This window comes from Ignavibacteriota bacterium (assembly GCA_019637995.1).
GTDB lineage: Bacteria > Bacteroidota > Ignavibacteria > Kapaibacteriales > UBA2268 > JANJTB01.
The window spans coordinates 680,935-700,716 of record JAHBUQ010000002.1; the positions used below are offsets into that span (position 1 = coordinate 680,935).

19 protein-coding genes are annotated in these 19,782 nt (G+C 35.2%); 11 read left to right on the top strand and 8 right to left on the bottom strand.

The features are described from left to right. The first annotated feature begins 152 nt into the window (after positions 1-152). The 4 genes from KF896_08800 to KF896_08815 are packed head-to-tail and all read left to right on the top strand — an operon-like array spanning position 153 to position 2,862. Positions 153-416 (top strand): 4Fe-4S binding protein, encoded by a 264-nt coding sequence (locus tag KF896_08800; GenBank protein ID MBX3043802.1) that lies wholly within the window; start codon positions 153-155, stop codon positions 414-416. A 16-nt stretch (positions 417-432) separates the two neighbouring features. Continuing rightward, entirely contained in the window at positions 433-1,503 is a 1,071-nt protein-coding gene (locus tag KF896_08805) for a 3-methyl-2-oxobutanoate dehydrogenase subunit VorB (protein MBX3043803.1), read from the top strand. After that, the gene (locus KF896_08810) at positions 1,503-2,324 is read left to right on the top strand and encodes a 2-oxoglutarate oxidoreductase (protein MBX3043804.1); all 822 of its coding nucleotides are present in this window, start codon (positions 1,503-1,505) and stop codon (positions 2,322-2,324) included. Before KF896_08805 ends, KF896_08810 begins: the two co-directional genes overlap by 1 nt. A 1-nt stretch (position 2,325) precedes the next feature. Further along, positions 2,326-2,862, top strand: a complete 537-nt coding sequence (locus KF896_08815) for a 2-oxoacid:acceptor oxidoreductase family protein (GenBank protein ID MBX3043805.1) — start codon at positions 2,326-2,328, stop codon at positions 2,860-2,862. A 208-nt stretch (positions 2,863-3,070) separates the two neighbouring features. Here the strand turns inward: KF896_08815 and KF896_08820 are convergent, their stop codons facing one another. From KF896_08820 to KF896_08840, 5 genes are all read right to left on the bottom strand, one after another. Further along, positions 3,071-5,977, bottom strand: a complete 2,907-nt coding sequence (locus KF896_08820) for a PKD domain-containing protein (protein ID MBX3043806.1) — start codon at positions 5,975-5,977, stop codon at positions 3,071-3,073. A gap of 196 nt (positions 5,978-6,173) precedes the next feature. Continuing rightward, the gene (locus tag KF896_08825) at positions 6,174-6,647 is read right to left on the bottom strand and encodes a hypothetical protein (protein MBX3043807.1); all 474 of its coding nucleotides are present in this window, start codon (positions 6,645-6,647) and stop codon (positions 6,174-6,176) included. A 93-nt stretch (positions 6,648-6,740) separates the two neighbouring features. Next, positions 6,741-7,394: a hypothetical protein gene (locus KF896_08830; GenBank protein ID MBX3043808.1), complete on the bottom strand. Its 654-nt coding sequence runs from the start codon at positions 7,392-7,394 to the stop codon at positions 6,741-6,743. Beyond that, positions 7,384-7,977 (bottom strand): recombination mediator RecR, encoded by a 594-nt coding sequence (gene recR, locus KF896_08835; GenBank protein ID MBX3043809.1) that lies wholly within the window; start codon positions 7,975-7,977, stop codon positions 7,384-7,386. Before recR ends, KF896_08830 begins: the two co-directional genes overlap by 11 nt. An 8-nt stretch (positions 7,978-7,985) precedes the next feature. Then, positions 7,986-8,309: a YbaB/EbfC family nucleoid-associated protein gene (locus KF896_08840; protein MBX3043810.1), complete on the bottom strand. Its 324-nt coding sequence runs from the start codon at positions 8,307-8,309 to the stop codon at positions 7,986-7,988. 140 nt (positions 8,310-8,449) lie between these two features. Here KF896_08840 and KF896_08845 point away from each other — a divergent pair, with 140 nt between their 5' ends. Further along, positions 8,450-9,139: a PspA/IM30 family protein gene (locus KF896_08845; protein MBX3043811.1), complete on the top strand. Its 690-nt coding sequence runs from the start codon at positions 8,450-8,452 to the stop codon at positions 9,137-9,139. 15 nt (positions 9,140-9,154) lie between these two features. Continuing rightward, a complete protein-coding gene (locus tag KF896_08850; protein ID MBX3043812.1) occupies positions 9,155-9,640 on the top strand; it encodes a hypothetical protein in 486 nt (161 codons plus the stop codon). Positions 9,641-9,758: 118 nt separating this feature from the next. Here the strand turns inward: KF896_08850 and KF896_08855 are convergent, their stop codons facing one another. After that, positions 9,759-10,739, bottom strand: coding sequence for a c-type cytochrome (locus KF896_08855; GenBank protein ID MBX3043813.1), 981 nt, complete (start codon positions 10,737-10,739; stop codon positions 9,759-9,761). 185 nt (positions 10,740-10,924) lie between these two features. Between KF896_08855 and KF896_08860 the strand changes: the two genes are divergently transcribed. From KF896_08860 to KF896_08870, 3 genes are read left to right on the top strand one after another with little or no spacing between them, the layout of a single operon-like run. After that, on the top strand, positions 10,925-11,257 hold the full coding sequence (locus KF896_08860) for a cell division protein FtsL (protein ID MBX3043814.1): 333 nt from the start codon (positions 10,925-10,927) through the stop codon (positions 11,255-11,257). A 21-nt stretch (positions 11,258-11,278) separates the two neighbouring features. Then, the gene (locus KF896_08865) at positions 11,279-13,408 is read left to right on the top strand and encodes a PASTA domain-containing protein (protein ID MBX3043815.1); all 2,130 of its coding nucleotides are present in this window, start codon (positions 11,279-11,281) and stop codon (positions 13,406-13,408) included. Positions 13,409-13,419: 11 nt separating this feature from the next. Beyond that, positions 13,420-14,286 (top strand): GNAT family N-acetyltransferase, encoded by an 867-nt coding sequence (locus KF896_08870; protein MBX3043816.1) that lies wholly within the window; start codon positions 13,420-13,422, stop codon positions 14,284-14,286. Between the two features lie 111 nt (positions 14,287-14,397). Here the strand turns inward: KF896_08870 and KF896_08875 are convergent, their stop codons facing one another. Further along, a complete protein-coding gene (locus KF896_08875; GenBank protein ID MBX3043817.1) occupies positions 14,398-15,669 on the bottom strand; it encodes a nodulation protein NfeD in 1,272 nt (423 codons plus the stop codon). 327 nt (positions 15,670-15,996) lie between these two features. On the opposite strand from KF896_08875, the gene KF896_08880 reads away from it, so the two are divergent. Next, on the top strand, positions 15,997-17,208 hold the full coding sequence (locus KF896_08880; GenBank protein ID MBX3043818.1) for a hypothetical protein: 1,212 nt from the start codon (positions 15,997-15,999) through the stop codon (positions 17,206-17,208). Between the two features lie 78 nt (positions 17,209-17,286). Continuing rightward, positions 17,287-18,612, top strand: a complete 1,326-nt coding sequence (locus KF896_08885; protein ID MBX3043819.1) for a T9SS type A sorting domain-containing protein — start codon at positions 17,287-17,289, stop codon at positions 18,610-18,612. Positions 18,613-19,081: 469 nt separating this feature from the next. Here the strand turns inward: KF896_08885 and KF896_08890 are convergent, their stop codons facing one another. Beyond that, positions 19,082-19,780 carry a glycosyltransferase family 2 protein gene (locus tag KF896_08890; protein MBX3043820.1) on the bottom strand — a complete coding sequence of 233 codons (699 nt, stop codon included), beginning with the start codon at positions 19,778-19,780 and terminating at the stop codon, positions 19,082-19,084. Positions 19,781-19,782 lie beyond the last annotated feature (2 nt).

A 19,782-nucleotide genomic window follows, 5' to 3' on the forward strand; every position in this document is an offset into this window, starting at 1 on the left:
AAAAATACTGATATTTCTTTTTTATTTGAAAAAAAAATCGTAATTTGTATTGTTATAAAATGTATTTAAAAAAAACTTTTTATGACATTTGTTTGACATAAAGTAATTAAAAATTGTAAGTTTTCAAAATCCTTTATAAAAAGAGGTAAAAAATGGCTAAAGTTTTAGGTGAAATAATAATTGACATAGAGAGATGCAAAGGTTGCGAGCTATGCGTAGAAGCATGCCCGGAGGAAGTAATTGCTATCTCTGATACGATAAATGCAAAGGGTTATCAGTATGCAATAACTGTAAATCATGATTGTACAGGCTGTATGAATTGTGCTTTAGTGTGCCCGGATGCTGTTATCAAAGTATATCGTAAGGTTCTCCGCGAGCCCAAAAAAGCGGCAACAATTGTAGAAGTAGCAAACTAATAACAAAGGATTAAAAATGGGTGACCTTAAATTAATGAAGGGCAATGAAGCCCTTGCAGAAGCAATGATAAGAGCCGGATGTGACGCATATTTCGGCTATCCGATTACTCCCCAGTCAGAAGTACTCGAATATCTGGCGAGGGAAGCTGAAAAAAGAACAGGTATGCTTGCTTTCCAAGCTGAAAGTGAAGTTGCCGCAATTAACATGATTTACGGTGCTGCGGGATGTGGAAGGCGCGTGATGACCACATCATCAAGTCCGGGTATGTCGCTTATGCAGGAAGGACTTTCTTATATTGCAAGTGCCGAACTTCCCTGCTTACTTGCTAACGTAGTCAGAGGCGGACCGGGTCTCGGAACGATTCAGCCATCACAGGCGGATTATTTCCAATCAGTGAAAGGTGGCGGTCATGGCGATTATAAATTAGTCGTACTTGCACCTTCGACTGTTCAGGAAATGGTTGACTTTGTTAAGCTCGGTTTTGAACTTGGTGAAAAATACAGAAATCCTGTTATGATTCTTACCGATGGTGCCGTAGGTCAAATGATGGAACCGGTCGAATTGTTCGACCAGGTGCCACGCAGAACTGAATTCCCTGATTGGGCAACAACCGGTAAGAAGCCGGGTAAAGAAAGAAATTATATAACTTCGCTTCATATTCAGTCTGAAAAAATGGAAGAAATTAATCGCAGACTTCAGGCAAAATATCGCAAGATGGAAGAAGAAGAAGTTCGCTACATTGAAATGGAAACTGAAGATGCAGAGTATATTTTTACTGGATTCGGTCTTGGTGCAAGAATCTGTATGAAAGCTATGCAAATGGCTCGCGAAGATGGTTACAAAGTAGGGCTTATAAGACCGATTACTTTATTCCCTTTCCCAACTAAGGTTTATCACGAACTTGGCGGAAGAGTAAAAGGCATACTTGATGTAGAAATGAATGCAGGTCAGATGGTTGAAGATGTTCGCTTGTCAGTAAATGGTCAGACAAGAGTTGAGTTTTATGGAAGAATGGGCGGCGTTATTCCTTCACCGGAGGAAATTTACGAGCATTTTATAAAAACCTTTATTGAAGGAGGAAAATAATGAGCGAAAAGACATTCGTTGATATAGAATCCGAACTCGAAGAAACAGTAGTCAGAGAAACTATTTGTTTAGAAGAAAATTTAATATATGAAAAACCTCTTGATACTTTGATAGATACACCTATGCACTATTGTCCGGGTTGCGGGCATAGCACTGCTCACAAAATCTTCATGGAAGTTGTAGCCGAAATGGGCATTCAGGAGGAAATTATCGGTGTTGCTCCTGTTGGATGTTCAGTATTTGCATACCATTATATGAATGTGGATATGCAGGAAGCTGCTCATGGTCGTGCTTGTGCGGTGGGAACTGCTATTAAGCGTGTTATGCCGGACAAATATGTATTCACATATCAGGGTGATGGCGACTTGGCTGCAATCGGCACTGCTGAAACTGTTCACGCTGCAAACCGCGGTGAAAATATGCTTGTTATTTTCATTAATAACGGTATTTACGGTATGACATCCGGACAGATGGCTCCTACTTCTTTGCAAGGTATGGTAACAACAACATCACCTTATGGACGCGATACAGCTCATCAGGGTTATCCTCTGAAAATCAGTGAAATGCTGGCTCCGCTTCCGGGTGTGGCTTATGTAACACGCCAGTCAGTTCACAAACCAAATAACGTGAAACGTGCTAAAAAAGCTTTACAAAAAGCATTGGAATATCAGAAACAGGGCTTAGGATTCTGTATAGTTGAGATTGTATCCAACTGCCCGTCGAATATGAAGATGACTCCTTTACAATCTAATAAATTCGTGGAAGAAAAGATGATTCCTTTCTATCCGCTTGGTGATATAAAAGTTCCGGAGGGCAAATAATATGTTACAAGAAGCAATTTTCGCAGGATTTGGCGGTCAGGGCGTACTATCTATGGGTATGATACTTGCTTATGCCGGAATGATTGAAAAGAAAAAGGTTTGCTGGATGCCTTCTTATGGTCCTGAAATGCGTGGCGGTACTGCTAATGCGGTTACAATAGTATCAGACACAATGATAAGCTCGCCGATTATTTCAAGATATGATACTGTGGTTGCACTAAATCAGCCATCAGTTGAAAAATTTGAATCACGCGTAAAGCCGGGTGGAAACATCATTTTTGACAGCACTAATATTCTTGTTCCTCCTACTCGCACAGATATAAATATCTTTGCCGTTCCGGGTAGCGAAGAAGCCGTTAAGTTAAAAAATATCAAGGTATTAAATCTGATTATGCTTGGTGCGATGATTAAAGCAACCGGCACAGTAAATACAGAAACAGTACCAAAAGCATTAGAGCAGGTATTACCCGAACGCTACCACAAATTGATTCCGCTTAATATGGAAGCATTCAAAGTCGGTATGAGTTTTGTGAAATAATTAATTAATTGATGATAATATTTTTAAAAGGGAGCAGGAATGCTCCCTTTTGTGCTTTTTAAAAAAATTTAAGTGACAGCGTGTATGTGGGTACATTATCAGGATTATTTTAAGCCGCTTTCTACTTTCTTTGAGGAGAAGGAGTAGGAAACATTTTTTAATTATACGAATAAATCAATCATAAATTCGTTCATAATTTGTTATAAAATCAATCAATAATTATAAACTTCCCAGATATTACTCTGTCAAAGAAAAGCAAATTCACAATATAAACTCCATTCGATAATGAATTGTCAAATTTTATTTCAATAGTATCTGAATTTGCAGAAAATAATTTAGAATCAATTTTTTTGACAATGTTCCCAAGTAAATCAAAAATAATAATCTGATAATTGTTGTCTTTGATATTACTGTGTTTGATGTACATATTATTCTTAGTTGCATTTAATATCAACTGATTAGATTTATTAGTTATTTCCTCAATACTCGATGGTACTAAGACATTAATATATGCTTCTTTGAAAAGTGTAACCCAGTTATCAGTTTTATCACGAACTTCAAATCTGATAGAATATGTCCCGGGAAATGTAAATGAATAAGACGAGTGTTCTTGTTCTGAAAATGTACGATGTTGGTTTAAACTGTCAACATACACAATCCAACGATATTGTAAAATCTCACCACTGGTACTACTTGTAAAATTAACATTTAGAGGTGAATAACCAAAAGTAACATCTGCTGAAAAATTAATCTTGGTAGAATCGTATATAGAAACGCAACCCAATTTTTCGATTAACAAGGTATCTGAATTATTGAATACTTTAAGGGAAATATCATAATTTCCTTTCTCATTAAATGATTTCACCGGGTTTTTAAAGTCTGAAAATGTACCATCTCCAAAATGCCATAAAAATTTAGAATTATCAAGGGTTGAAACTGCCTTGAATTCAATATTCTGATTAACGTAACCATTCTTACAAATAAAATCTGCTTTCTCTTTAAGATTATAATCCAACCTGAATCTAAAAATTTTACCTGCATTATTTGTTAACAGTAAAGTATTTTCCGAAACGGAAAAATCGTAATTATATAAAAAGTGATTTTCCAAACCAAATTTTAAAACTGATTTACCAAATATGATGTTGTATATATTTAAACTCCCTGCATTACCTTCATTAATGAACATATCATATATTCTATCTTTGTAAAAAACAAAATCATCGTTATATAAAAATTCTGCATTTATAAATTCTTTACCTTGAAATTTATTCTTCATATTTATTTCTTTATTTGAATTGATTTCAATGATATCAGAACCCAGATTAGTTATTAATGCCGACTTATCTTGATTATATTTCAAGGTTGTACCTGCAATCACATTTGTATCAAGTAACAAAGAATATTCAGACTTTTGCATATTATATTCAAATATTTTTGAATACCATCTGAATTCTGTTTCGCCTGCACCACCATTAGGTTGGTAGTAGTCATAATCAAAATCATGATTAGTATAAAATATCCTGTTTGTCTCATAATCAACCATGAAATCAGCGGTAAAAGAATTGCTAATCTTATTAACGTATGTTTCATTCGGCTTAATTTTTACATGATAAAAGCCCCCAAAACCTTTATTTCCACCAGCATTAGAATGTCCTCCACTTTCATCAATCCTAAAACTTATGAAAAAATCTTCTTTTTCAGGATAATATACAGCTTTTGGATTGGGAATAAAGTAATATACATTATAAACCCCGGAACCAACAGGAAAGTTCCTTGGAGTTTCTGAATTGTCAATTTCAAATTCTCGTATTAGAGAGTCATTGCTCAAATTATAAAGTTCAATATGATAATATTTAACATTTTTAGCTAATCTTAAATAAAAATAATATTTCCAGTCGTTTGTAAAATATATCTTCTTGCTGATTAAATCATCTTCAAAAACTTTGTTCTTAATTGGCAATAGTTTCTTAGCTATTGGCATACCACTTTCATAATTCCACCGGCAATAATAATTGTTGGGGTGAAATGTATAAAACTCATTATTTTCCAAATTTTCCTTAATTTTCATCAACTGATATATTTCACGAAAGTCCAACCTTTCAAAAATTCCATCTTTTACCCATGGATTAATATTGTCAGATTGAATACTCAATGAATTAAAGGTCTGAAAATGTTTTTGTTTGGATGGGAAGCTATGATACATTACATCATTACAAATGTAGTTTGCATAATTTTTGGGAAGATAAATCCACTCAAAATTAATTTCGTCGAAAATGAAGGACTCATAGTAATTATTGTCAGTATGTATCAGCTGAACATATCCGTGTGCAAACTCCTTCAAACTATACTTATTCAATGCAGAGGCACTTCCCCGTGGGATATTAAATGAATGAAAATTGAATTCGTTTTCATTTGGATTTTTTATGAAAACTCCCATTTTATCCATTGTTGCATAAAGTTTGCCGGATGTTGACTGAAAAATTTGTGATGGTCTGAAAATCTCAATATTGTTTACTTTGGCTTCTTCAAATTTGATAAAATCATCCGAAAAATACAATTTATCATTTGTTAACAGCCATGATGTTCCCTGGCTATCAACAACTAAATCAAGTATATTGAAATCAGAAGGTAAGGTCAAAAAATCAACATTTAAGTTCTGTGAATTAATTATAAATAGCTTATTTGAAGAATATGCATAAAATAAGCCGTTTTTATCAGTAGAAATTTTTGAAAATTTTAAGGTTTCAGCAAATAAATAATTTATTTTTTTGACTGAATCTTTTGAAAAAATGAAAATTTCATTATTGTTCATTTGAATTAAAAAATCATGAAAGATATTCATTTGCAAAGTCGAAATTTTCAATCCCAAATCATCTTTTTTTATTCTGACCTGCAAAATCTCATCATGGTTTGAATCTTTTTGATACAAAAAGTTGCCATCAAATAGCAAATACTCATTATCATTCAAAGCCCAAATCTTACTGAATTGATTATTAGTATCAAGAATTGTCAAATTATCAAATTGAAAATCTGTTTTTGAGTTTAGATTTACAAACCCGCAAATAAAGATAATTAATGCAGTAAGTACTTTACAATTAATATTATATTTTTTCATAACATAATCTCAAAACGATATTTCTAATTAATCAAAAATAAAGTATTATAACAATATATCCAAAAAATAAATTGCATTTACATATACTTTTATTAGTAATTTAAATTATTATTTATCAATCAATTACGGGAACTATGGCCAGCTCAGCTTATTAAGATTTGTTCGATAAGAATTTTAAATATGTAATTGATTTCTTCTAAAAATTGGACTCGTCACGCCATTGAGAAATTTTCCAAACTGTTTCGGTATTGGGGCGGGTAATGCGGAGGTTTACTCTGCCGAAGACGGTAATTACATCGGTCGGGCTAAATACTACAGTAAGATTAAAACCACGCGAAATATCCTGAAGAACAGTATCTCCAACGGAATTTATTACGTCATTCCAGTTCAGGTCAAGTGTCTGGGTTGCCTGAAAAAGTCGAAATGTTGTTCTCATATCTTCATCTCTGCCCCAAGATTCGTCAATTCCTTTGTCAAAATCACGGAAAATAAATCTGAAATCATCAGCCAGTAGAAATCCATAAACGAGTGTATCTTTAAACATATATGAATATCTGAAGTTTTGAAAAAGACCTTCGACAGTCCTTTGGTCACCAATTATATCATCAGTTCCGTCATATTCTGCAAGACCGGGAGCAAATGGGTTAACGCAGCTCTGTAGAATTATAATTGAAAATATGAATAGAATAGAAAAAGGAAGAAATAATTTTCTAATTATTGGTATAATTTTAAGGGGCAATATTTTTTCAGAAATCTGCATAAACTAATTATAATAAACACCCTTAAGTACGCTCCATGTATTGGAAACAGTATCGTTAACAGCAGCATTAAAATCCAGCCAGCGAGAAATATACCATAGACCGTTATCACGAAAAGTTAATGTAAATTGTAGCCTGCCGGCATATTCATTTGGTATTGAATTGTCATTATTCTGAGCTCTGAGATAATAGTCCGAAGTAAAGATTGCAGAATCGGCAGTTTCCTGAAGAGGCTTGCGGTTCAGCCAGTTTATTACAGGATAAGTTCCCTCTCCGAGTGCAGAGACTATTGAATTGAACGAGCGACGTTCCTCATTTATTCTCCAATCAGAAAATATAGAAGGAAATTGAGTAGTAGCTTCTGCAGATGCTGAAAATCTGAAATTGTTTCGCGTATCATCTGTGAAGCTATGAAAGCAATTCATATAATTTTCAATATTTTTTTCACTTAGAGCTTTCTCAAGATTAAGAATAACAATTCCAGGCTCAGTTGGTGGCAGAAAGCTTGTATTCCCGATATCGGGTTTTTCAGGTGTTCTTGTTGTGAACATTTCACAGGAATTCAGCAAAACAGAAAATGATAAAAACATCAAAGCAAAAACTATTTGAATAGCTTTTGAAAATAAACTGAATTCTAATATTTTATAATTAAACTGCAATTCTGCTCACCAAAGCTCTTGAAATTGTTGCTTCATCGGTAAATTCTAAAGCAGAGCCCATCGGAACTCCGCTTGCGATACGTGTAACTTTTTTATCAAGATGTTTTAAAATTTTTGCTATGTAATGTGTTGTCAGCTCACCTTCGACAGTCGGATTAAGAGCAAGTATGACTTCCTCAATCCCATCCATTCTTGCAATAAGCTCTTTAATTTTTATTTCCTCCTGAGTAATTCCTTCCAAAGGATTCATTACACCGTGCAAGACGTGATATAAGCCAAAAAAGTCGTGAGTCTTTTCTATTACTACGACATCATTAGGTTCTTCCACAACACAAATCACAGATCTGTCCCTCTTGTGAGAGCTGCAAATTGTACACGGGTCACTTTCAGTGTAGTTGAAACATTCGGAACAGAATCTTACATTTCGCTTCAAATCAATTAAAGAATTTGAAAATAATTCAACAAATTCATCAGGCTGTCTTAACAAGTGAAAAGTTAGTCTTTGAGCAGTCTTTCTACCTATTGAAGGCAGTGAAGCAAAAATCTCGGTTACTTTTTCTATAGATTGTGATGTATATATCATTAGAAAAATCAGCCTAAGTTAAGTCCGGGAATACTTGGAATCATATTTTTTACTCTGTTCATATCCTGATTTGCCAAATCACCGGCTTTGTCAATTGCCTTATTTACAGCAGCTACTATTAAGTCTTCCATCATAGCAACATCATTCTGAACCAGAAGTTCGGGTGCTATTTTTATAGAAACAAGTTTGTTAGCTCCTGTCATTGTAGCTGTTACAAAGCCTCCGCCTGATTCGGCTGATACAGTTTTGTTTGCAAGTTCCCTTTTGATATTTTCAACTTCTTCCTGCATTTTCTTAGCTTGTTGCATAACATTCTGAATATCGAATTTCATAATTTGTTCTTACCTTATTGTTCCATGAAATTTAATTAAAATATAAACGTTTAAGAAAGCGATTTACTTTCAAAATAATTGATTATTTTTTAGAAAATTAAATAATTGTCTTAATATTTTAAAAATTTACAGGAGCTGATATGGGATTATTTAGCAGAATCGCTGATGTATTCAAAGCTAATGTCAATGATGTACTTGACAAAGTTGAAGACCCCGAAAAAATGCTGAAACAAATGGTGATTGAGATGGAAGAGTCTGTTAACAAGACAACTCTTGCCGTTGCTCAAGCCATTGCTAATGAAAAAGGACTCGAACGCAAGATTGAAAAAGCACGCAAGGACAAGGATGACTGGGAGCAAAAAGCTATGCAGGCACTTCAAGCCGGACGGGAAGACCTTGCCAAAGCTGCTCTTGAAAAGAAAGCAATTTCTGAAAGAAACTATAACGACCTTGTTCCAATTCACGTTCAAGCTCGGGAAACATCCAACAAACTACGTCAGCAACTTGATTCACTCAAATCTAAACTCGATGAAGCACGCAGCCGTCAGAGCACACTTATTGCTCGTTCGCAGGCAGCTAAAGCTCAGAAACAAATTGCTCAATCTGTTGGTGGTGTAGGCTCGGATGCATTCAGTAAATTCGATAAATTCGAAGGTAAAATCGAGAAACTCGAAGCAGAAGCTACAGCTTTTGAAGAACTTGCAGGAAGTTCGACAAGCCTTGACGACGAATTCAAGAAACTTTCCTCAGGTGCTACAGTTGACAACGACCTTGAAGCATTAAAAGCCAAAATGGGACTTCTTAACTCATCAAGTAATGAAAATAATTAAGACGGAGTTAGTATTATGGAAAATAAAGAAGTATATCTAAACGAAGGAGAAAATAATATGATTGAAACTCCGCAAGAGTTAATTAATTCGACAATCGAAAGAGTTGAAAATATTCTGAAAGATAAATTTGAAGATTATCTTGCTTTTGGTAATGGTACTTTCACAATTTCACGTGGTGCATCTCAAGTTATGATAATCGTAAGACCATTTACTGAATCAGAAACAGTTATTGAGTGTATGGCAAATGTTGTCTCTGGTGCTGTAATATCTAATGATTTAATGCAATTTTTATTGCGAAAAAATGCTGAATTGCACTTTGGTGCTTTTGGCTTATTATTTGACAATTCAATAATCTTCCAGCATTCAATAGCAGGAACTAATGTTGATGCAAATGAGCTTGCTATTTCAGTAAATGCTGTTGCGATAATTGCTGACCACTATGTTGATGAAATTATTTCTATGGCAGGCGGCTCACGCAGCGCCGAATCAAGTGAAGAATAATTTTTTTTAAATGATGAACCCTTCGGCTTTTTTCAAAAGAAAATGCAGTCGAAGGGTTTATTTTTTAATACATGCAACTAAGAGCTGAACTGATGTTTGCACAAGTTGAATTAAATACCTACTTAATTTCGAATTTGACTACACTATTTCTTACAGGTTCAAGACTCATCAAATAGTCATATATAGCACCCAAATCTTCTTCATCCATTTTTGAGTATGCCGTCCAGGGCATCCATGTATTAAACTGATTTTCAGCTACTTTATGTGGTACATAATTACTGTCAGCATAAAGTTTAAACCTTAAAATAAACTGTTCTTTAGTCCAGCTCCCAATACCTGTTGATTTATCCGGAGTAATATTGGCAGAATTTACCTCGCCACCAGTCGGAACAATAAACTTAAATCCACCCGCAAAATCCATCCCCGGTATAGGTTCTCCCTTTTCTGCAGGAGTATGGCAATCACCGCATGCAGAAGCCATCGTCATATATCTGCCGTATTCGACAGAGTTGGATTTGTCCGGAATTTTCGAAAATTCAGCAGGCTTTGGAATTGTTTTAATAATAAAATTAAGCGGAAATTTTGGCACTGATTCAGGAGTTTCACTTTCGATTGGTTTTAATGTACGCATATATGCAATAATCGAGTAAATATCTTCTCTATCCATTTTACCATAATTAAGATAGGGCATAACCGGAAATAATGCTCTTCCATCTTTATTAACACCGGTTGTAATCGCTCTGAGAATTTCTCCGTCTGTCCATTCAGCAAGGTTAGCGGGTGTAAGATTAGACGCATAATAATTGCCGGGGAATCCCATTTCTTCGACAAACTCATCGAAATTACCACTTGCAAGCATTTCAATCTTTGGTGGAGCTGAAAATGTTGTCCAGTCCCTTGTAGTGTGGCAGTCGCCGCACATTGTAACATGGTGGAACAAATATTCACCTCTTTCAAGCCGTGCCGGAGTAATCTCGATTGTGATATCCTCAGGCTCACCTACCGAGGGTAGAGCGAGTGAAAAATAGCCGAGAAATGCTATAATTAATAAGGCGATAAGAATCGCAGCATATATTAGAATTCGTAAAAGCAGTTTCATTAAGAATACCTTATTGTAATGTTACACAAACTATAAATTAAATTATAATATTAAAAATTATAATTTCGGATATAGTAAAATTAATAAAAAAATATCAAAAAATAGAATTAAAATAAAGAAAAAGTAAAAAAAACTTTATTTAATGCCAATAATTTCTTAATTTTGAATAGCTAAAGAGGTTTCATTTGAGTATTTTAAACAAAATCAGACAATTTATTATTTCGCTTGAGCTATCCGAGCTTTTAATTGAGTTTGTTCGGATATACAGGTGGATTATATTTATTGTTATTTTTGTTGCTTCATTGTGGGTTTTACTATTGGTTACAAATGTTCGTAATATTAATTCCTTGCTGTCAGACATCAGGCAACTTGAGAAGGAATCCGGACGTCTTGAAAATTTGAATGAAAGATATTTATACGAAATTGTCAAATTGCAGTCTGCCGATAGAATCATACATCTGGCAGAAGAACAATTAAATATGGAGCAATCGCAAAAAGCTCCTGATATATTGAAATAACACCGAGCCATCAAAAAAATTATGGATAATGATAATAATACAAATATTGATTTAGAGGAAATCCGCAAGAAGAAATTCTGGAAATTCTGGCTTGTAATGCTATTACTCAATATAGGTTTGTTTGCAGTAATTTACAGAATGATTAATGTTCAGATAATTCATGCAGATAAGTACAAACAAATGGCAAAGCGCCAGCATGAGTCCAAAATCAACTTGTCTGCACAGCGTGGTAAAATTTTTGACAGATACGGAAGGCTGATTGCTTCAAATCTCGAATCAGTTTCAATTGCAGTTGATCCTAATTTACTGAAAAATAAAGGTAAGCTTGCCGATATACTTTTTGAGGATGTGAACATTCCGCGAGAGAAGACAATTAATAAAATCAATTCTGCTAAAGGTTCATTTGTATGGCTGGCGAGAGGTTTGTTTCCGGAAAAGTTGAAACGTGTCGAGGAAATGAACGAAAAAGGAGTGATACTAATTAAAGAGCCGCGCAGGATATATCACTATGGACTTGTGTGCTCTCAGGTTGTCGGCTTTACTGATATTGATAATAATGGTCTGTCAGGTGTCGAACTTCTTCATGATAGTCTTTTGAAAGGTACAAACGGCTATATGTTGATGTATCGTGACGGTCGTCAAAGGCTTCGACCTGCGGCGGATCTTCCTGTTTATCTGCCGATTGACGGATATTCACTTCAACTTACTATTGATATTGAATTTCAAAGAATTGTTGAATATGAGCTAATGAAAGGTGTTCAAAAAGCTGATGCTGAAGCAGGAACTGTAATTGCTATTGAGCCATCAACCGGCGAAATACTGGCAATGGCAACATATCCGACTTATGACCCGCATAATCCCCAAAGCAATAATATCGGAAGTATGAGGATGCGTGCAATTACGGACACTTACGAACCCGGCTCTACATTCAAAATTATAACTGCTGCGGCAGCTTTGGAGGAGAATCTTGTTCATGAAGAAGACAAGTTCAATGGTTATGGCGGAGCTATGCAATTCAGGAGCTTCGTTATAAGGGATGTTCACGGAGTTGGGACTGTTACATTTCAGGAAGCTATGCAGCATTCAAGTAATATTATAATGTCGAATGTCGCCAATATGATTCCTGATAATACTTTTTACAAATATATACGAGATTTCGGTTATGGAATAAAATCAGGTATAGATTTCCCCGGTGAAGCACCCGGCAAACTTGCAAAACCTGAAGAATATAATGCCGCATCTAAAAGATATATGGGATTTGGCTATGGATTATCTGCTACTCCGCTTCAGATAACAAACTCTTACGCTACAATAGCCAACAAGGGGCAAATGATGAAGCCCTATTTGATTAAATCAATAAACGACCTTTCCGGCAATAGTGTTTATAAAGCTAATCCCGAAATAATCAGACGAGTTATTTCAGAAAATACTGCCTTAAGACTTAATGAAATGCTCAAAGGAGTTGTTAACAAAGGAACAGGAAAAGGTGTACGAGTGGATAATCTTCAGGTATGCGGAAAAACTGGTACAGCTCAGCAAATTGAAAATGGTTCATATTCCAAATCAAATTATACAGCATCATTTGCAGGATTTTTCCCTGCCGAAAACCCGAAAGTTGCGATGATTGTCATCCTCGATAAGCCTCGTTCTTCAATTTACGGGGGAGCAGTTTCAGGTCCGATATTTAAGAATATCGCTCTCAGATGGGCTTCTGTTTCAGATGAAATTAAAAGCGGTAACCTTCTCGAATTTGCAAAGATTGATACTCTTGAAGTTGAGTTGCCTGATGAGTTCACTGTTCCGAATTTAGTCGGAAAATCTAAGGAAGAAGCCCTTAAAATTGCAACACTCACTGGTTTTAAGTTGACTATGAACGATACAAAAGGCAATAAAATTGCATCTCAGAATCCACAATATGGCAGCAAATTAACTAAAGAACAGGCTATTGACGTGCTTTTTGATGCTGAAATAGTCGCAAGTGACTCTGCTAAAGCAAAACCTGACTTGATAGGGCTACCATTGAGATATGCACTTTCACTTCTTAATTCCCAATCCGTTAAATCCAAAGTATTTGGAAGCGGTACGGTACGAAAGCAGATCTGGGAAAATATCGGAAAAGAAAATGAAATATGTATCCTGCACTGCAATTAAGGTATGACGAAATGGATGATATATTAGAAAATCTAAAAATCAGAAAATTAAATTTATCTGAAGTCCGAAGACTTGTTTACTGGGCTGAGTTAGAGGGTTGGAATCCATCAGATGAAGATGCGGAAGCATTTTATGAGACAGACCCTGAAGGATTCGTAGGTTATTTCTTTGATAATGAAATGATTGCCGGTGGCTCGATTGTTTCTTATAATGACGATTTTGGTTTTATGGGTTTTTTTATAGTCAAACCGGAATATCGCTCTAAGGGTATTGGCAGAAAGCTATGGTATGAAAGGCGCAATATGCTTATTAGCAGACTCAAGCCGGGAGCAACCATAGGTATGGATGGAGTTGTTGCAATGCAGCCATTCTATGCAAAAGGCGGGTTTGAACTTGCTTTTCGGGATGAAAGATTCGAAAGAATTGGTGGAGGTTACAATTATGACAATCGAATTATAGAATTTTCTGCAGATGATTTAGAAATAATTCTCGAGTATGACAAAAAATGCTTCGGATATGAACGCAGAAAGTTCATGAACAGATGGATCAATCTTAACGAAAGCAAACGCTTTATGTTCATAGATGATGGTCAATTACGTGGTTTTGCCATTACTCGTCGGGTAAAAAAGGGCTTTAAGATTTGTCCGCTTTTTGCAGATGATTCATTCATAGCTGATGAGCTTTACAAAGCCTGTTTGAATTCAGCGCCGAATCTGCCTGTATATTTGGATATACCGGTTATAAATCCTGCAGCGGTTGAATTAGTTAAAAAGTACAACGCCACTTACGTCTTTGAGTGTGCAAGAATGTATTATGGTAGCAAACCTGAAATTGACATCAACAGCATTTATGGCATTACAACTTATGAATTAGGATAATACAAATAAATTATGGTCTTTATAAACAAAACATCGAATCCAAATTACTAAAACTTTTTTGGCAAGTCATAAGATTCATTTGCGATTATAAAGTTTCAAAATTTTCGGTTATCAGGCTTTTTTTACAGTAATCGTCATTGATTTAACAGCTATTGCTGTCACTTTTTCGTTGACCTGTATTGTATCCTCCGATATTGCCTGCCACAGCTCTCCCTGAATCAGAACTTTACCTCTTAGTCCGGGTTCTATCAGGGTTTTTGCTACTCCGACATCACCAATAATTGTATGTTCGCCTGTAACTTTTCTTTCCTTTTGTGCTTTTACCGCAAAGATAACAATTACTGCAAAGAGTGCAGTAGTTATAACGACCGCTGTAATAATAAGTCCCATAGATATTCTCATAAATTCAAAAGGTGAGTCAATAAGCATAATTGAACCAATCGTAAAGGAAATAATGCCTCCGATTGTCAAAACGCCATAACTTGTAACAAATATTTCTATTATGAATAATACAATTCCAAGCACCATAAGTGCGAGCCCGACATAATTTATCGGCATCATTTGCAGAGAATAGGCCGCAAGAAGTATAGATATACCGCCAACAGTTCCGGGCACTATCGTTCCCGGGCTTTTTATTTCAAAGAATAAACCGTAAACTCCAACAAGAATCAAAATGTACGCTATATTGGGATTGCTGATAAATGCAAGCAGCGATTCTTTCCAGTTCATATCGCGGTAAATTATTTCAGCATCTTTGATGTCCAGTAAAAATTCCTTATCGTCAATATTTATCGGATGTGAATCGCAAAGCCGAACTAAATCATTTATATCTTTAGCAATATAATCAATTACGCCTTCTTCAAAAGCTTCGTTTTCAGTGGATGAGATACTTTCTCTTACGGCACGCTCAGCCCAATCAGCATTTTTATTTCGCTTCTGAGCAATAGTCCGCACAAAAGCTGCAGCGTCATTTTCCACTTTTTGACCCATTACCGTACTGTCACTTGTACCGCCAAGTCCTACCGGATGTGCCGCACCAATATTTGTTCCGGGAGCCATCACGGCAATATGACCTGCAAGGGTAATGAATACACCGGCAGAGCCTGCTCTGGCACCACCGGGAGCGACATATACAATCACGGGAATTTCGGAATCAAGTAAGTAGCTTGCTATATCACGGGTTGACTCAAGAAGTCCGCCGGGAGTATTGAGTTTGATGATAAGGGCATTGCTTTTGATGTCTATTGCTTCATCCAAGCCATTGCGTATGTACATTGCAGTTGCAGGACCGATGCCGCTATTTATTGTAATGACAGTAACGGTATTGCTTTCGGCAATAATGCTCATACAGAAGAAAATCAGTATATATTTTAATGCTCTCATCCTAAATTTGCTTTGTATTTGGAATATTTATATTAGACAACATCTATATATTAATATTGTGAAAAATTTAAGATTTTTAAATTATATATTACTCTTTGTTTATCTAAAGTCATTGATTATGCAAATGGATAAATTTATGTGTAAAAAATATATAATTATTTGGTTGTTATAAATTAATGTGTTAAATTGCATATTAAAATATTTAACATTTATATTTTTTGGAGGATTTTATGAATAGAATTAATATACTTAATATCGCAAGTAGTTTTGCCCCCCCAATGCGTCATAATAACGCTGTTTTTCTGCTTTAGTATCTTTGATGTTAGTATGACCTATGCCCAACCTGTCATTATCGAAACACCTGAGCCGTGTGTCAATATTAATTACGCCAGTACTCCTGTAGATTGGGGAGAAAAAAAAGAAAAGCGTATATGTACTGACGATTTGTACAATTGGGGTGTTGATGATGGTTATGAAAAGTGTTGTTATACTATTGTGTATTACGAAGCTGTATTACATGGCGAACAGACGACCCAATTTTTAAGTAACATAACCGCAATAATCTACGAAGGTGAAGACTGCAAATTAAGAACTAAAGGGGAAATTATACATAAGTTTCATGAATGGCTCTATAAATCAAAGCCATACGGTTTTTTTAGTTATGAAACACACCCGTATGGAATAATAATCAATGGTTCATCAACAATGGATATGTATATTACTTCAGGAGGTTGTTTTCAAAAGAATGGGAATGGTGATATTGAATATACAAATGGAATTCCTAATTCCTGCAATTCTAGTGTATATTGTTGCAGATATAGCAAACAAATTGATATTGAGAACGGAGTTGTACAAAGTGTAGATAGTTTGCTTCCGGGGAATCTAAACCCACAAATACTAGTTTATGATAATACTCCTAACCAAATTAGTTGCCCAAGTAGCTGCAAACATACATGTGATAATGTAATGATGGAAGAAGCGATATTTTTATGTAATCCACCTTGCAATACAGGTTTCTGGAGTGCAGAAAAAACAAAAAAAATTGAAATTCCCGGATGTCCTAGCTGTACTGTTACAGTGGCATTTAGAACACGGACTACTTCTCCATGCCCGGAATTTGAATCAGAATCTTTTAATGATATTTACTTGGATAGAATAGAATTTTATGATTCATATATGGATCCATGCTATCATTGTCAGATGCCCGACCAATACATCCATTCTACCGTGATGGACCACCTTATTAATAATGAATTTTCTCAATCACCAGGTCCAAATGAATGTGATGAATATTACAGGGTAATCCAATCAGCCTGTTGGCATGAACATTATCAGGATGGCGATCCATCAATTGATTTACCTCCAAAGAGGATTCTTCTTAAATGTGGTGATGACAATTGTTGTGTTCATCGTTACAAGCTGTGTAGAAATATTGAAGGTGACTTACTTCCTCCCGAATTATTAAGTTCTACTTCTACTTCACAAGGATGTCATTTTTACCCTTATCCTTGCATTTTTGTTTGCGAACCGTCAGAATAATTTTTTCAATCTGGGCTGTCTTATTGGTTATTTATTATTTTTACGGATGAGACAGTCCTTATTAATAGGATAAATGAAATGAAAAATTTAATAATATTATTGATCTTAATCTCAGTTAATATCGGTTATAGTCAAATAGTTCCGGGAAAGTGGGAGATAGTTTTCAAACTTGATATAAGAGTAGGCAATTATGGAACTTCATGCTACTTTTTAGGCTTAGACAGCCCTAATAAAAAAGACATAATTGCATTTGCCAATATAAATTGGGAAGCCCCCCATATAATAACAAGTCATGATAGCGGAAAAACCTGGCAAATAACTCTTAGAGAAACAGTTGATGCCTCCTGGGCATTCAAAATTAATGATTTTGCAGTTCCGGATACTAACCTTGCAATCGCGGTTTGCGATTCAGGGTCATACTGGCGTTCAACTGATAATGGGAGAACCTGGAATCAACACTTTATAGAAAATAGAAACAGAATTTATTTAGTTGATTTTTGGGATAATAAAAATGGCATCATATTTCAAAGTAATTATAGTGATTCAACTATTGTTTTGAAAACTGAAGATGGTGGATTGAATTGGAAACTTATATCAGAACCTAAACCTGTTAATAATATTGTTGCAACAAGTTATCTATATACTTTGGGCAAAGGTATAATATACTCAATTGAAGTTGACAATAAGGTTGACTCTGTTTACTATTTTCATAAATCCACAGACTACGGAGAAACTTGGGAAGAACCTTATAAGGGTCCCAAAAACCCTCCGTCTGGAAATTTCTATTTTTATGATGAGAATTTAGGTTTTGCTTTTGGCGATTACGGTTTAAAAATTGCACGGGAAGGGAAACTGATAAGAAGGACGAGTGATGGTGGTAGAACATGGGAGGAGGTGCTTAGAGCCGGAATGAATAACAACTCAATTTCCGGAATTCATTTTTCAGATTCTTTAAATGGGATAGCAGCTTCAATAACTAATATTTTTCGCACAAGCGACGGCGGAAAATCCTGGATTGAAGATACAACATACGATTACAGTCGCGACCCAAGAATATCACCAATATTTTTGATTGATAAAAATAACGCTATTGGTTTATCAACTAATTCAGACCACAAAGTTATTCGTTTTAAGGCTGATAATTCCACATACATTGTTGATAATCATTATGTTACAAATATTACTACCTTCCCAAATCCTGCCGTAAATGTATTAAATATATCGGCGCCTGATATTCTGCCCCAAAAGTTGGACTACAGTATTTACACTGCAGGTGGTCAGGAGGTAAAATATGGCATTTTTTCCGGCGAGGAGCTCGATGTTTCGGCATTAGTTCCGGGAGTATATTTTCTGCTCTTTAGTTCAGGAGATAAAATCTGGTATTCGAAATTTGTTAAAGAGTGAGTGTAACATATCTTGAGAAAAATGAAGAGGGTTGAGTAAAGTTAAATTTTTCCCAAACTTCATTGATAAATTCAGAAATTCTAATTCGATGTAAAAATTAATTTCGCAATTTTTATGTAAGAAAAATATATTCAATGACATGATTTGTCAGATTGAGCGAAGTCGAAATGTACTCTTTAGTCTTCGACTACGCTCAGACTGACAAAAAATATCATAACAACAACCAAGTGTCACACTGAGCGAAGTTGTGTCACATTGATCGAAGTTGAAATGTACTCTTTAGTCTTCGACTCCGCTCAGACTGACAAAACAAAAACTATGCGAATGTATATTTTGAGATAAAATTCTTGCAACTTCTTTATTTTGATACATCGTATCAGGAGTTCCAAATTTGTTAAGGAATAGTGGAATTTATATATAAATTAGAATAAATTTTGCCGATTTTAAAATAATTTCTAAGGGTAATGCATTATTTGTGCAGATTACGAATTTTTAGTATTTCTTTGAACATCCTGATAGAATCTTTTATCGGGTCAACTTTGCTGCGCTCGTCATTGTACCATTCTACAGGGATTTCCTCAATACTGAATCCGAATTTTTTTGCAAGATAAATCGCTTCGACATCGAAACTAAATCCGTCAATTTTTGTATTTGAAAATATCTTTTCTGCGGCTTGGGCACTGAAACCCTTGAATCCGCATTGAGTGTCTTTAATCCCTTTAACAACAAGTAACTGAACAATTTTATTAAAGGTTTTGCCCATAAATTCACGATAGAAAGGTTGATGTACTTTTATCATTTTTGAATTTAAAGCCCTGCTTCCGACACATACATCAATTCCTCGCAAAAGAGGATTGAGAAGTTTAGGCAGTTCGTAAATTGGAGTGGATAAATCAGCATCGGAAAAAAACCTGTAATCACAGTTTGCGGCGAGCATTCCTGCCCTAACAGCCGCACCCTTGCCCATATTCTTTGGCAGTGTGATAACAGTAACCTCGCTGAAGCTGCCTGCAACTTCGGAAGTTTTATCGGATGAGCCGTCATCAACTACTATTATCTGAACATCAAGGCTCTGTTCTGATACATATTGAAGTACGCTCTTCAATGTATCTGCAAGTCTTTGTTCTTCGTTATAAGCCGGTATTACTAATGATATGTTATAACTCATTA